1 protein-coding gene (running past one end of the window) is annotated in these 16,816 nt (G+C 64.2%); it reads right to left on the reverse strand.

All coding sequences use genetic code 11. The features are described 5' to 3' along the window. On the reverse strand, positions 1 to 16,531 hold the 5' portion of the coding sequence (locus tag O3306_RS01105) for a CARDB domain-containing protein (RefSeq protein ID WP_272002090.1). The gene continues 18,215 nt to the left of window position 1, outside the view; 16,531 of the gene's 34,746 nt are visible here — the first part of the coding sequence; the start codon lies at positions 16,529 to 16,531; its stop codon lies off the left edge, out of view. Between the last annotated feature and the right edge of the window lie 285 nt (positions 16,532 to 16,816).

Below are 16,816 nucleotides of genomic sequence, written 5' to 3' on the forward strand. Positions count from 1 at the left end.
GCGCCGCGTTCTCATCCGGTGTCCAGGTCAGCCGCCCGGTCTCGGGGTCCACCACCATGCCATCCGGCCCGCTGACCAGAACGAACCCGATGGAATCGCCCTCAAGATCGGCGGCCAGGAACGTGTGCTCATACATGGTCCCGACCTCGGCTTCGGTCGGCATGTCCTCCAGAATCACCGGCGCCGAGTTGCTGCCCGGCAGGATACGCACCCCGTGCTCGAACGCACCGCGCTGCCCGGCCTCCAGCAACAGCGTCACCGCCAGCGCGGTGGCGCTTTCGCCGGGGCTGAGGATACCATCCTCGCCAATCGCATCGGTCAGGTCGATCAACCAGAGGTCGCTGGCCCGCACCCCGCTGAGGGGTATGCCACTGCCGGTCGGGTCAGCGGCATCCAGCGTCAGTTGCAGCGGCGCCAGCAAGGGGCGCGCGCCGATATTGGTGACGATCACCTCGTAGGTCGCGGTGCCGGTCTGCCGGTCGTACCGGGTGTTCTGATACTCGATCCGCACGTTTGCGGTGGCGTCCTGCAACCGCGTGAATTCTACCGTGTAAGGCGCGCCCATCGCCACGCCGCGCGCGCTCTGCACGTCGGCTGCGATCGACACCGCATAGATGCCCCGAGGCAGCGAGGCAAAGCGCAGCGTGACTTCGCGCAGATCGCTGTCGTAATCCACCGATGTGATCGGCAGGATTTCTCCATTGCCGTCGATCAGTGCGAAATTGGCCGGGTCCAGCACCGAGCCCGCGCCGCTTGTCGCCATGTCGTCGTCGAACCGGAAACTGAAGCTGGCAACCGGCTGCGAAACGATCTGCCCGTCAACAAGGGTACTGGCGATCACTTCGGGCGCATAAAGCGGGCGCAGCACATCCAGCCCCGTGCCATGCGCAACGATCACCCGGCCATCGTTCAGCGCCGCGATACCTTCGCCACGGATCGGCGCGGCTGCCACCGACACGATCTGATGTGATGCCACATCCAGTGCAAATATCCGCGACAATGCCGCATCCCCGGCGCCGTCGCGCACCGATGTCAGTAGCGCCAGCCCGGCGAACTCGGTGCCCGGCGTGCCGAAGGTGATCGAATCGAGCGGCGCGGGCACCTGGGCGATCACCTCTGCCTGACCGTCTGCACCAAACCGCAGCACCCGGCCCCGATCCGGCCAACTGGTGCCCCAGAGGCTGCCATCGGGGGCTATGGCCAGATCATCGACGCGGGTATTCGAGAAGGCCGTGAATGTTTCGGTCGCGGCGTTGAAGATCGCCACGCCGTCGCCGGTGGAGACATAGATGGTGCCATCCGCGCCCACCGTCACCGACTGGGTGATCCCGTCACCGTACTGACCGATGATCTCGCCGGTGTCGGCGTCCAGTTCCAGCAGCGCACCACCGCCCGACGTGGCCCAAAGCCGCCCGTCTGGTGCCTGCGCCAGGTCGTAGATCGGCAGACCCAGACGCGACAGCGGCTCTGCCCCGCCCGCGCCCTCGGCATCCACGCGGTAGAGCCACGCCCGGTCCGGCCCGCCGGAATAGAGCACAGAGCCATCCTCCAGCCCCAGCACCGCCAGTGCACCGATCCCGCCCTGACTGCCGGGCAGGCTGCCCACGAACGCCTCGAACGCGAATGGGGCAACGGCGGTGGCAAACATCCCCGGCCGCAGCGGCGATATGGTCGCAGGCACGCCCTCGAGCGCCTGAACAAATAGCGCATTGACCGGCTCTGGCAGCGCGCCATCCGCCACGGGCAGCGGCGCGGCCTGGGTCGTTGACCCTACATCGCTGCCGCCCAGATCGACCACGTCCTGCCCAATATCACCGCTCGCCGCGACACCGGGAGGAGCCGCGGCGCGATTGCCCGCCACATCGCGGGCCAGAACCAGCACTTCGACCGTTGCGCCATCGGGCGCGGTGTAGATGAATTCGCCGGTGGTCTCGTTGCGCGCGACGATGCGGAAATCGCCGTCATCAAGCGACACGTATATATTGGCATCCCGCACACCGGATCCGCCCGCCTCGTCAGTGGCGGACCAGGTGATGCGGTAATCGCTGGTGCCGGGAATGCGCCGCGCATCGTAGCTGGTGATCGGCGCGCCCTGATCCAGACGGTAGGTATAGGGATCGGTGTCCTCGGGTGCGCTGACGTCCAGGATCACCCGTGCCTCGGCGGCAACAACGGCCCCGCTGGCGGCGTCCTCGTCCGCCAGCACCGTATAGCGCACCGAACCGGCCTCGCCCGGGCGCAGCAGGCCATTCGCCCCCTCGCCTTCCAGCACCTCGCCGGTGGCGACGTCGATAGCCTGTACCAGCCAGGACGCGGTGCGGCTGTCCAGATCAATGCCCGCCGAGACGCGCAGCACGAAACCGCGCGTGGCGCTCAGGTCGATATCGGTCTGATAGACCAGCCGACCGGGCGGCACCTGCACCGTCAGATCGCCCAGCGTCAGCCCGCCAAGGCGGAAGCTGCGCGCGTCCAGCCCCTCGTCCAGCGTGGTGACGATGCGCAACTCGCGCGCCGGGCGCGGGCTGGCTTCGTCCAGCTCGAAACCCACCTCATGCGGCAGGGCCGCATCCTCTGGCACCCAATTGTCGTCGCCCGCCCCCACCGGGCCACGCAGCCATGCCGCGCCCTCGCCCTGTGCGATGCCCGCGATCTCGCGGAAGCGGTCCAGATCCAGCGCCTCAAGCTCGCTGGTGGTGGCATCCGAGCCGAAATCGGGCAGGTTGACCGCCCCCTCGCCCAGCCACGGCGAATAGACGTTGAAGGCGGTAAAGGTGGTCGGACGGGAAAGCCCCTGATCGAAATCGGCAAAGTCCGGCAGCGCCGCGACCGGCACGTCAAAGGGCAAGCCTTGCGGCGGCAGGCGGATGTCATAGCGGTCAATCGGGGCCAGTTGATCGGGCGTATCCCCGTACCAGCCCCGCACCTGCGCGTAGAAGTCGACCAGATCACCGCCGCTGCGCACCTCATCCCCTGCCGGACCGAGCAGCAGACCTTGGCTAAGCTGCGCAATCAGGCTCGTGACGCGGGTCTGTTCGAAAACGGGGGGGGCGTCGGCCTCGTCCCGCAACAATCCGGCGGTTTCCAGCGCGGCCAGAAATCCGTCCGTCCACGCATCCGCATCGGCGGCCAGAGTTTGCAACGCGGGCGTGGCACCGGCATCAGCCAGCACCGCCTGACGCAGTTTTTCGGCCTCGGCCCGCTGTGCGGCGACAAATTCGTTGCGGGTCATCGGTGTGGCCGCCGCCACCACGTTGAACTGGAACGGCAGATACCAAGGCAGATCGCCCGAGATAACGTCGAAACCGGGGTCGGTGAAAATCTCGTGGATCAGCGGATCGACCGCCTCCAGTGCATCAACGCCGCTCGCCAGCGCGTCAGTCTCTTCCAGATCGGGGAAGCGGTTGTAGAGATACGTCTTGATCCCCTCGAAATCGCGATCGATCAGCGCCTGCAAGCCGGGGTAGGTCTGCACCGCGAATGTCATCTGCGCCTGACCCTCGGCGGCCAGATCGAACGCATAACCCGGTGCCAGCAGTTGCCCGCCCAGATTGACCGCCGATTGCGCCCCGGTCAGCCCGTCGGCAGGTGCATCCGATCCGTCGCCGACATTGGTGGCGAATTCAAGGAAGGGCAGGCCGTAGACCATGTCGCTGGTGCCGATCTCGGGCGCGCCAAAGGTGAAATACACATAGGGGGTGTCGACGTTGGTCAGGCTGTCAACCGAAACGCTGTAGAACCCCGCCTGCCCCGCAGGCACCACGCGCGGCCCGCCAAGGCCCACGGTCACGTCGCGCTCTACCTGGCGTTCCACCAGGTAGCGGTAGGGCAATACCGCCTCGGCCCCGTCGGCATTGGTCACGATCACGTCGTAAAGACCGTGCTCGGCCCCTTCCAGATCGAAGGTCGCAATCACACGCGTGGCATCGATCCGTTTCAGCGACACGGGCAGGAATTCGGCCACCCCCGGGCGGCTGAGCTTGACCACCGCACCGGGCAGGATGCCTGCACCATCGATGGTCATGGTCACGAACCGCGCCGATCCCCCCTGATCCGGGCTGACAGACAAAATCTGGAACGGCAGCACTTCGGCGCGCAGCACATGATCCGTCTCTGGCGTGGCGTCATCGCCGCCAAAGCTGCGCACGAGGATGTAGTAGATGCCCGGCTCGGTGGACGAGATGATCGCCTCTTGCCGCGTTCCGAAAACGGTGTCGTGGCTGGCGTCAAAATCGGACTGGCTGGGCGGTGATCCGGCCTTGACGAACACTTCGTTCGGCACATTTGGATCGCCGCCGGACAGCGACACGCGCAGTGTCTCTCCTGCCGGCACTTCGATCCGGAAGAGCCGCTCGGACGCTCCATCAAGCGCCACGACCCGGTCGATCCCCAGCGGAATGAGCGGGCTTTCAACGTTGATCGGGTTGGCGCCAGCGGTGGTATTGTTGGCCTCGAACGCGTCCTCGAATACCTCGTTGCGCGCGTCGGTGCGCACCAGCACCCGCCATGCGCCGTCGCTGAGGATCGGCAGATCGGCGGTCAGGCTGCCTGCGTAGCTCTCGCCCGCGTCCAATCCGCCGCTATGCTCGAACCGGCCAAGGAAAGTATCGCCAATGTCCCATGTCCCGTCCCGCGACAGGTAGACCGCATCGCTCCAGCGGCCATTGGCGGCGGCAGCGGATTGGTTGGTCACGGTCCAGTTCACGTTGACCGGGGCGCCCGGCGCGGAACCGCCCCCGATGGCAACGTCGCTGGCAATCAGATCGGCGGGCGGGACCTGCTCGATCAGCAGCGGCTGGGCGGAGGCGCGAATATTGATCTCGGCACCATCCTCGAACACGCTGCCCGCCGGGTTGCTGCCCGAAACCGGATCGCTGAGAACAAAGACGAAGTAGCTGCCCGACAACCCCTTGGGCAGGCGTGTGGCCAGGTCGATCTCGCGCACTTCGCCCGGCTCCAGCGCGGTGCGGTGATCATGGAACCCCAGGAAGAAATCCGTGCGCGGATCAAGCGATTCATCCCGGCTGAGATAGATCAGATCGCGCCATCCGCCCCCGGTGGAGCGCACGCCGGCATTGGTGATCGCATAAGAGACATTCAGCGGCTGGCCGGTGACGCCGCGCTGCGGCAGGGTCAGTGCACTTACGATCAGATCGGCAGTTTCTGCCGCCTCGACAGCAATCGGTGCGCTGGCGCGGTTGTTGCCTTCGCCCACGAACTCGTCCACGTCGTCGCTGACGATACGCAGCCCGCGCAGGCCCGCACGAATGGTCGAGGCCTGATAGGTGCCGCCCTCGTCCGAGGTGGCATCGGTCTCCATCACGATGGTGTAATCGCCCTCCAGCCCCAGCGGCAGGTCCAGCATCACCGTCTCGGTATAGCTCTCACCGATACCCAGCGCCCCGTCACGCCGGAATTCGCCGATCATGTGATCCTGCGGGTCAAGCGCGCCATCGACGGAGATAAAGAACCGATCGTACCAGCGGCTTTCACGCGTTGCCCGGCTGCCCTGGTTGGTCACGGTGTAGGTGACGGCGATCTGTCCGCCGCTGGCGCCGTCGGCGGGCACGTCAAAGGCGCTGACCACCAGATCCGGCTCGGCATAGGTAATATCGACGCTGCCCCGGCCAAAGTTGCCGGACGGGTCATTCTCGTCCTCAAAGACAGATGACGTGTAGAAACCGGACGCCCTGTCGATCTGCCCCTCCAGGTTCTCGCCATTCGGCAGCTTGCCGAAATTCGCCACGTCCGTCGCCACATGCAGGAAGTAATCGCCATCGCTGCCCGCGGGCAGGATCACTTCGGTGGTTTCGGTATAGCTGGCACCGGCGGCCAGACCGCTGATGTTCTGATGGATCACACCGCCCAGATAGGTGGCGCGGTTGCGGTCAAACACCGGATCGCGCGACAGCCACACCGCGTCGCGCCAGTATTGCGTGCCGTCCCAGACCGCAGCACCATCGTTGCGCACGGTCCAGGTGACCGCCAGCGGCTCGCCCGAGGTCGCGCCGGGTGCGGCGCTGACTGCGATCACCCGCAGATCGGCGGGCGCATTGGTCACGTCCGCCGTACCGGTGGCCAGGTTGTTGTCCTCGTTTTCCTCGACCACCGCCTGGCGACCGCGCACCGACGCGTCGGTGATGACATGCACGAACTGCCCCGCCCCGGACGGCGGCAGATCGAAGGTGGCGCTGGCGCGGTAGCTTTCGCCGGGGGCGATACCACCCTCGCGGCGCACGTCGCCCAGGTGCCACAGCGTTTCGCCCGGCGCACCGAGCACGGCACTGTCACTGAGGTAGACGCGGTCAATCCATGTGTCCGGCGTACCGGTCAGCCCGTCATTGGTGACGGTCCAGCCGATGGTCAGCTGGTCGGTCCCGGCAAAGGCCGGGGCCTCTGACGTGACATCCGAAATCACTAGGTCGGGGCGCACCGGCGTGTAACCCAGAATATCGATCGCCCGGCCCTTGTAGTTGTTGTTATCCAACTCGTTGGGATCATCGGGGTTGATGTTGATCGCCAGCGTGTCCTCGGCCACCACATCATAGCTGTCGGACCAAGGCGTGATGAAATACTGACCGCTGGGCAGGTCGGCGGGGATACGCACCCGAACCGTCATCTCGTAGCTGTCGCCCACCGCCAGCCCACCGGTATGCGTGACCGTGCCCAGCAGACGCGCCGAGTTACCCTTGAGGAAATCCGTCCCGCCGACATCGACAAAGGCCGAGGTGTTGGGCCGCCGTGGATCGCGCGCAATCCAGATGGTATCGCGCCAGGTGTCGTCCAGCGTGTCACCGGCGCCTCGGTTGGTCACCCGGTAGCGCACTTCAATCTCGGAACCGAAGACCGCCTGCGCGGGTGCCACGACGCTGCCGGTCACCAGATCAGGACGTGGCAGCGCGGTCACGTTGAATTTCTCGGCGCGCTGGTTGTCGCTTTCCGCCGGGTATTCATCCACCTTTGCGTTGCTGTCGGTGGAGACGATCACATAGGCGTCGCCGGACCAACGCAACGGTATGGTGCCGATATCGGATACCACGGTGTAGCTCTCGCCCGGAGCAAGCGCCAAAGGATTGCCGGTGCGGCTGATCAGCACGTCATCACTGCTCAGCTTGTCATCCAGCGACAGGTACACGCTGTCCTGCCACGCGCCGGTCGCAGCGACACTGCCCTGGTTGATGATCTCGAATGTCGCCTGCTGTCCGCCACCTGCGCTGACCTCGGGCGAGATCACGACGCTTGCCACCTGCAGGTTGGGGCGCGGATTCAGCGTCACGGTCAGGGGGCGGTCATCGGTGCCGGTGTTGTTGTCGGCTGCGGCCCCTTCCTCGTAAATGCCGCGATTGTAGTTCGTCACCACGGTCAGGCGATACGCCCCCTCGATCCGCTCCGGCAGGCGGAACCGTTCGGTGCGCTGATAGCTCTCGCCAACGGCCAGCGCGCGCGAATTGGTAAAGGTGCCGACGGTGATGCTGGGCTTTGACGAGTCGATGGGCACCAGAACCAGCCGATCGGTCCAACTGCCGTCGAGCGGAGCAGCACCAGCATTGCTGACGCGCCATGCCACGTCGATGATCTCACCCTCGGGCGAGGTTTCTACAGTGGCGATGTCGCTGACTTGCAGATCGGGCGTGGGGGCCAGCGTGATGGTTGTCCGCACCCGATCTGAAACGTTGTTATCGTCGAAAACAAATTCATACGGCGCGCCGATATCCGCGGTTTCGACGCTGACGTATAGCTGTCCTTCGACGCCATTGGGCACCCGGATCACCGCCGTGCGCTGATAGCTGTCGCCAACCTGCAGGCTGCCCAGATGCGTATAGCGCACACTGGTCACTCTGCCGCTGCCGTCGGGATTGCGCGACAGGAGAATTTCGTCCGACCAACTGGTGCGGTCGGTGACGCCGATCCCGTCGTTGCGCACGGTCCAGCTGACCTCCAGGTCGGTGCCCGAGACGCCCGCTGCCGCCGCCTCGATCGAGGTGATTTTCAGATCGGCATAGGGTTTGACCGCCACATCGGTAAAGCCGTCCTGAACACCGCGGTTGTTGTCCGTCTTGCCGTCTTCAAAAACCAGATTCGTGGCATCGGCCACCACGTAAATTTTCAGCCGCTCCGAGAAACCGCTGGGCAGGTTGATCGCCTCGGACCGGACATAGCTCTGCCCCGGTGCCAGCCCGCCATCGCGCAGGAAACTGCCCAGCAGGATATCATCGGCGTCGCCCAAAATATCATCCTTGGACGCCCAGACCTGATCGGTCCAGCCGGTTTCCTTGCCGCGCGTATCGGCAATGTTGCTGACGCGCCAGCCGACGGTAATCACCGCCGGATCGGCCACGGTGAGCGGCGGGGCAGTCACCTCTGTCACCGCCAAATCGGCATGATCGGCCAGTTGCACGGCCAGCGCACGGGCCAGATGGTTGTTGTTCTCCAGCGCCTGCTCTTCGTTACGGTCAGTGGCATCGGCCACGACGATCAGTTGCCAATCGCCGCTGACGTCGATCGGAACGCGGACATCGACGCTCTGCATATCGCTCCCGCCCGCGGCCAGCGCATCGCGCGCGGCGGTGGTGTGCAGCACGATGTCATTGCCATCCGCGATACCGTCGCGCGACAGCAGGATGCGATCGACCCGGCCACCCACTGCATTGCCAAAGCCTGCGTTCTGCACGGTCCAGTTCACCGTGATCACCGAATCCGACGTGGCGGCGTCCGGTGCGGATACGTTCGTGACCTGGAAATCGGGCGTCGCCAGACCGAACGGATCATCATCCAGCGCCGCGTTATCCTCGCGCCCGGCCTCGAAGACCTGGCCGTTGATGTCTGTGACCACCAGGAAACGCCATGTGCCTTCGGCCAGCGAAGGCAGTGTCACATCCAATGACACATCGACGCCCTGCCCCGGATCAAGCCCGGCGGAATGGGTGAAATTTCCCAGCGAGCGCGCACCGCTGAGCGTGCCTGTGGGGCTCAGGTAAACGCGGTCAGTAAAGGGCGCGCGGGCCGTCGCCTCGCCCACGTTCTCGGTGCGCCATGTTACCCGGACCACATCGCCTGGCGACCCGTCGGCAGGCCCTTCGACATTGCGCACCACCAGATCGGCGGCGGGCACGGCAGAGATCGCCACCGGCTCCAGCGCCAGCCCCTGATTGTTGCCCTCTCCCAGCCCTTCTGCCTGGGTATTGGCCGCGTCGGTCACCACGATCAGACGATAGGCCCCGGTCAGATTGGGCGGAATGCTGACATTGGCGCTGGCGGTATAGCTGCCACCCGGAACCAACGGCGCTGCGGGGGCTGCAACCTCGGCCAGCAGGATGTCGCCCTCATCGAAAACGCCGTCTTCGCTGAGATAGACCCGGTCCAGCCAATTGGAGTCGCTGGCCGTTGTGCCGGCATTGCCCACCCGCCACGACACCGGTACGCTCTCGCCCCAGCTGGCGGCATTGGGGCCGGCCACGGCCTCGACCACCAGATCGGGGGCGGCACCGGGCGCGATGGTCAGCGCCGTCGGACCACCAGAATTGTTGTCTTCGTCGTCCCCTTCGACGATAGCACCCTCTGCGTCGGTCACGATAAAGAGGTGGAAATCACCCACCTGATCACCCGGCAACATCACATTGACGCTGACATCGTCCGATGCACCCACCGCCAGTGCGGGGCGGGTCACATTGTCGAGCACGATATCATCGCCATTGCCCAACGTTTCATCCGAGGACAGGATCACCCGATCAACCCGTTCGCCCGCGCCTGCATCGCCGCCATTGGTGACGCGCCAGTCGAGCTGAACCATGCGGCCCGCCACTGCTGCGCCGGTCACGGTGGGCGCGGTCACGGTCAGATCGGGATAGGTCTGTTCCCGCGAGGTAAAGGACAGTTCGGCAAAGTTGTTGTTCTCGGCGTCGCCATCTGCGTTGACCTCGATCACCGCAGGAGAGCTGCCATTGTCCACATAAACTCGGAACCGCAGATTGCCGGTGCCCGAGGCCCCGTCAGGCAACTGCGTGGTAAAGCTGCGCGTTCTGGTCGCGCCCACGGGCAAAAGCACGCCCGCGTCCGCCTCGAAATCAATCCGCTGGTTCACCGGCGTGTCACGCGCATCAAGGTTGGTCAGTTGTACCAAACTGCGGAACGGCACCGGCAGATCGGCGGTGCCCGCGTTGCGGATGGTCCAGGTAAAGGTAACTGTATCGCCCGCCTGTGGATCGGCCTCGACGATCTTCAGCCCTTCGATCACCAGATCGGGGGCGTTGATCACTTCGAATACGGTCGTGTTGTTGGTCTCGCCGGTGCCTGCGTCATTATCCTCGGGCACGGCGTTGTCCAGATCGGTGGTGATCTCGAACCCCATCGTGCCGGTGCCGTCCACACCATCGGGCCAGGTGATGGTCGTGCTGCGTTCCACCGTGGCCCCTGCCGCGATCACTCCGCTTGTAGCCGGGTCATAGGCCAAGCTCTGCACGTCAAGCGTCGGGTCGTTGTGCGGTGTCAGGTTGCGCAGGCGCAATTGGTCGATGAAGGGCTGCGTGACATCCGAACCGCCAGTGTTGCGCAGGGTCCAGCGCACCGTGACCGTATCGCCGGGCTTGTACCCGCTGGCCGGTTCGGCGCGGATATTTTCGACCACCAGATCGGCCAGTTGATCGTTGAGCGCGGTAAAGGCGACCGTGGCGATGTTGTTCCGTTCGGGGGCGATACCACCATCCGTCTCGTCAATGTCATTGGCGATATCCACCTCGACCTCGGCAATCAGATCGCCCGCCCCCAGCGCGCCGGAGGGCAGGTTGAGCGTGGCCTGACGCGTCACGCTGGCCCCCGCACCCAGCACCTCGGTGCCCGCGGCGATGACGCGCACGCCAACGATCTCGCCGGTATCGACGCGGCGCAGGATCACCCGGTCGCGGCCCGGCACCACCCCGACGGCACCGGCGTTCGTTTCGGTCCAGCTGACGGTCAGGTCCATGCCCGCCTGCACCGGTCCCGCAGCACTGACAGAAACGCTCGACGGCACCAGATCGGGCGCCACGCGCGCCGCGCTACTGGCGGGCACCGCCGCGCGGTACGGCACTTCGAGCAGGTTCAGCCCAAGGGTGAACGGCTCGGTCAGTTGCACGCGACCCTCGATCAGCAGCACATAGGTTCCGGTCTGGTGCAGGGTGAACGGGTCACGGTCGCTGATCGCGTTGACCTCGGCAAATACTTCTTGGCCATCTGGCCCCAGCAGACGATAGCCCGCGCTGTAGGTCGTGCCCTGCGCCAGCGCCAGTTTAAACCGCTGGCCCGCTTGCCCGTCAAAGCGGAAGGCCTGCGTCACATTGCCGGGGTTCAGCACCGGCGTAATCGGCGCGCCCGGCGTGATTTCGGGAACTGTGGCCAGATCCAGCAGGCGGAACGGCAGTTCGGTCACCTGGTCATCGGTGCGCTGCACGGTCAGCGTATGATCCCCGGCCCCGAGCCAGACACGCGAATTGTCACCGATGTCGCGGCTGAAGATGTTGCTGGCGACCACCATGCCCTTGGCATCGCGGATCTCCCACAGGGCGTTGCTATGGTTCAGTTGCGAATCGAAATAGACCTCGCCCGCCGTCGCCTTGGTGAATGTGTAAATCATCCGCGCGCGGGTATCGGGCGGGGTATCCCGACGGCGCTCGCCAAATTCGAGCGCCTGCACCACTTCCTGCTGCGGTATAATGCGGAAACTGTAATCCAGGCTGCCTTCGCGGGTGGTGGGCGGCAGCATCACCAGCGTCCAGGTGCCGGTCTGACCCAGACGTATCTGGCTGAGGTCGGTCATGGACTGACGAGGCAATTCATGCCCGTTCGGCTTGATCAGGCGGAATTCGCCACTGTAGCTGTTCCCCGAGAAGCTGAGCAGGTCAAAGATGATATTCTGGCCTGCGATCCCCTCAAACGAGAATACGCGCCGGTCGGTCGCCACCGGCTCGTTCACCGTGACCTCCTGACCCAGCGTGATCGCCTGCGCATCGCCCATATCCAGCAGGCGGAAGGTGAACGGGTCGTAGGGCCAGGTCGTGCTCAGAACCAGTTGGTAGTCACCGGGCTCAAGGCGGAAATCGCGGCCATCGGCATTGTCGATCCGAACGCCCGCCACCTCGCGCCCCTCGGCATCGTAAACCCGCCAGTTGACCCGGTTGGAGTTGACGAAGCGGCTGTCGAAATAGAGCGATTTCTTCTCCGCCAGGGTAAAGCTGTAGCGCTCGACACTGCCGTTGCCCGTCAGGTTCGCCGTCATCTCAGCACCAAAGGTGATGGGCCGGGGCGTGCCATCACGGCGCGTGATATCGACCGTGCTGGGCACGGTCTCATCGCCATGCCCGTCGATCACCAGTACATAGCGCCCGGCCATCTTGGCCCGGAAACCGGTGTTCAGCAGGAAATTGCCATCGCTGACCTCGGTGCCATCGGGCGCGATGATGTGCCAGCGTTTGTCAGCGCCGTTATTGACCATGTCCAGCTTGACGTACTCACCTTCGGTGGCGTCGAAATGAAACAGGATCGTGCTGTTCGCGGGGTCGGTCAGGACGGTCTGCGTCTCGTCCAGCGGCAAAGGCACGCCACTGTCGACGTCGAGGAAGCTGAAGGCATAGGCGTCGCTGGCGGTATTGGACACCACATCAACCTGATAGGCACCCGCCGCCAGATCGAGCGTCGATGTCGCGTTCTGCCGATCGCTGCGGCTATAGACGTCATAGGACGATTTGTTGATCGTGCGCGGCGCCATGATCTCGCCCAACGCGTCGCGCAAGGTCAGCGTGATGCGTGACGAATTGGTCTGCCCGTCCATGATCAGCCGCGTCGGTTCGGTCAGCGTGATCAGGTAGCTGTCAGGCGTGCTGGCATCACCCAGCGTACCAACGGCCACTTCGCCCAGCGCCAGCGGTGTGCCGCTGGGCGGATCCGCCGCAATGGCGCCGGTCTCGCGCATGGCAAAGGCAAAGCTGCCATCGTCACCCGTGTTGGTGGCATAGCCGTAGACCAGGATGTAATAGGCACCGGTTTTGCGCAGTTGGATATTCGGCACGTCGCGGAAGCTGTTGAACTCGAACAACCGCCCGCCATCGGGGTCATACATCGCGAACGAGAAATTGTTGCTGGACGACAGGCGCTCAAACTCGACGATCTGCCCGGCAGTCCCATCCCAGCGGTACACGTGCCCGCCGGTTGGCGGCGCGACGGTGATCAGGCCGGGCGAGACATTGTCCGCCAGTACCACCGCATCGGCGAAATCCAACAACTCGAACCGGTACTCGCCGGTGAAGTCGCCGATGGACTCGACCACCAACGTATAGTCACCGGGGATCAGATCCATCTGCGCCTGATCAAAGGTATAGCGGCGGAAACTGGCCGCGTCGGTCTGCGGTACGCCGTTGCGCTCCAGCCGGAAGGTCAGATTGTCGGTCGATATCTCGCCCTTGAACGCCAGCTTTTTCGCGCTGTTCAGCGTGAAGGTATGGCGCACCGTGTCACCCGGCGCGTCAATCGTGCCGGTGACGACGGTGCCCGGTGTTATCGCGCGGGTCGAGACGGTCGATTGCGTGACACGGAACGTGACCTCGGACCCGCTGGGGCGGTCGGGACGTTCGTCGATGATCAGGGTATAGCGGCCGGAATCCACGGCATAAAACGCCATGTCGCTGGCAGCCCCCGATGGCCCCGAGATGACATTCCCGAACGGATCCAGCACCTGCCAGTAGGCGTTGCCGCTATTGTCGGTACTGTCGACATAAACCGGCCCTGGGGTGGAAATGTCAAAGTACCGCACGACCGCATTCTCGTCCATCGATTGCGTGATCTCATCGCCCAGCGGCACCGCCGTGCCGACCGACAGATCGCGCAGCACAAAGCTGTAATCGACCGGCTCGGCCCCGTCCGGCTCGATCCGCAGCAGATAGTCCCCCTGCACCAGCCGGAAGCTGCGCCCGCTGCCGTTGTACACGTTGAAATCGGTGCTCAGACCCGGCACCGTATTGCCTTCGCTGTCCAGGATCGTGACCCGCGCACCCGTGTTGGTGAGCGCATCAAAATAGAGCAGCGTTTCGGCATCCAGCGAAAACGCATGATCGGTCCGCCCGAAGGGCACCGGGATGCTGCCATCGACGCGCGTGCCCACGGTCATCGGCACCTCGACAAAGGGAGCCGTGCGCATGGTGAAGGCGTAGGTGAGCGGCGCGGACTGCCCCGTTTGCGGTTCGATCAAGACCAGATAGCGCCCATCACGCGGCGGATCGAACGACACCGCCCCGCCGTTGAAGTTGATATCCTCGATCTGGTCGCCCTCCGGGCTGAACACCCGGAAATGCGGGTTGCCGGAGGTTGTCTTGCCCGCGAACTCGGTGAATTCGAACACCGTGCGCTGCCCGGCGACCGCATCGACGGCCCAGCGGCGCACACTCTCACCGGGATCTATGCTGCCGGTCTGCTCGATCCCACGCGGGATCAGCGGCGCTGTACGATCATCCAACAGCGCGATCTCGGTGCTGCCGGTTTCGTCATCGCCCATTGACATACGCAGGATGTAGCGGCCCGGATAGACTTGCGCGCGCACCAGATTGGACGTCGAGTTGACCGAGCGGGAAAACACCGAATTGCCGTCCGGGTCCAACAGTTGCACATTCATCGCGCCGCTGTTGTCCACCGAGCGGCGCCGATCGAACACCACGTTCGTCGCCGCGTCGATATCGACCACGTAATCGACGATCTTGCCGGGTGTATCGAGCGTCACGGTCGTGGGTGTGCCCAGTGCCAGCGGCAGCGTCACATGGCTGGTACGGTACAGCGTCGCCTCGATGCGTTCGATACGCGCGGTGTCGTCACGGCGGAATTCGATCCGGTAGGTGCCATCCACCGGCACTGTCGCTGCCTCGCCTGAATTGACCGATTGGGTGAAGGATTCCAGCATACGGCCATCAGGCGCAAAAAGATCGGCGCGGAAGTTGAAGTTGTTGCCGGCCGTGGCCTGAAAATCGGTGACATCGAAAAACACCCGGTCGCCGGCTTGCAGATCGACGGTGCGCACCTCGACCGAGCGATCCGCATCAAGAGCTACGGCAAAGGAAGTGCCCAGAGTGATCGGTATGCTGTCCGCCGCGATGTCCTGCAAGCGCATCGCATAGGCCCCTGCCGCCTCTGTCTGCGACCGGACCGTCAGCCAGTAGGTGCCCGGCGTCACCCGGCCGAAATCGCGCAGGCCTGACCAGTAGCTGTTGCCGTTAAAGGCGAAAACCTGCCCGCCGACCCCCTCGAGCACCAGTTCGATATTCGAATTGCGATCGAGCATCTCTAGGATCAGGTCGGTATCTGCGCCCACGGTAAAGGCATAGCGGTGTTCCTCGCCCGCGGCACCGGCGAAGGTCCCGGTGATCGGCGCACCCAATGTGCTCGCAAACTCGGTCGCCGCGACCGGCGTACCGGCATAAGCTCCATCTGACACGATCTGGAAATCATAGGCCCCGGTCCGCCCCTGATAGCCGGTCGTGACCAGCCAGTATTCTCCTGCTTCCAGATCCAGAATGAGCGGCGCGCCGACAGAGGGCAGGCGCAGGTTGCTGGCAATTTCGCCGGCCTTGCCGCGCAGCGTCCAGGCGGGCGCCCCGAAGGTCGTGCTCCCCGACAGCGCCACACGGGTGTCGGCAGCGAGGGTGAAGTGATGCACATGCCGTTCGCCCGGCGTGTCCAATGTGTCATTCGCCGTGTTGCCAAAGGCGTATTCGCGCGGCTCGTCACTGCCCAGCGTAGCGGCCATGCTGAAGGCCACCGGCGCGCTGCGCGTGATGTTTCCGTCGATCAACAGCACGTATTGTCCGGTCTCGGTCAGAGTGACATTGGTCGAGGCAAGGTTGCTGTAGCGGATCGTGCTCCCCGTGGGCGACACGATGCTGATCGTGGCATCAAGGCTTTCGGTGACGCCGCTCAATTCCAGATTGAAGAATTGGCCAGCCTGGCCATCAAACGTCCAGGCAAGGCTATCAGTCCCGCGCGGCAGCGACACCGCCACCGGCGTGCCCATCGGCAGCACCGGATCGTCGGACAGATCGTTCAGTTGGAATTCATAATCGCCGGTCTGCGATTCGGAGCCAAAGACGGTGAGCGTATATGTCCCGCGCGCTACATCCAGCACCGCAGGCACCCCGCGCGAAGAGCCATCAGCCCGGTCCAGCGTCGTCCCGATGTCGATCTCACCCGGTCCGCGCAGACGCCAGCTCAACTCGGATTGCGTCAGCGTGTCAAAGCTGACGCGCGTCGGTTCGGCAAAGGTGATCTGGTAGTTGTCCTCTTCACCCCGCGCCGAAATCGTCCCGGCAATCGGAAAGAGATCCGCCGAGAGCAGCAACCTCGGCTCGAATGTCTCCATCAGCACACGGCGCGAGACGGTGCCACGCAGATGAGTGTATTTCAGATGATGGGTGGAATCGGGATTGGCCGCGGTGCCAGCAGACAATTCGCGAGTGCGAGAAGCAGCATCACCCCGGACACCGTCCGGAGCATCAAAGACACGTGACTTTTTCCAGCGCGTCACGCGACGGTGCGGCGCAAAAAAACGCGCGCCGCTCATTCCTACAGACCCCCCCATGGATCCCCCTAATTGGGCATGCCTTGCATCCGGCTGAGAGTGCAGCGCCCGGGCAAAATTCGGCAGGGGCGTGAACACAATAAATCACCGGGCAGGCGGTATTCTTGTATTACTGTAGTGGTTGTAGCATCATGACTGACGCTACGGCAACAAATTTTGACACAGGTGCGCTATAAACAGTTTGTTTACCATTTCGCGATTTCCACTGCTCTGCATTGCGTGCCTCTGGAC

This window comes from Roseovarius sp. ZX-A-9, from assembly GCF_028369135.1.
In the GTDB taxonomy this organism is placed as follows: Bacteria; Pseudomonadota; Alphaproteobacteria; order Rhodobacterales; family Rhodobacteraceae; genus Roseovarius.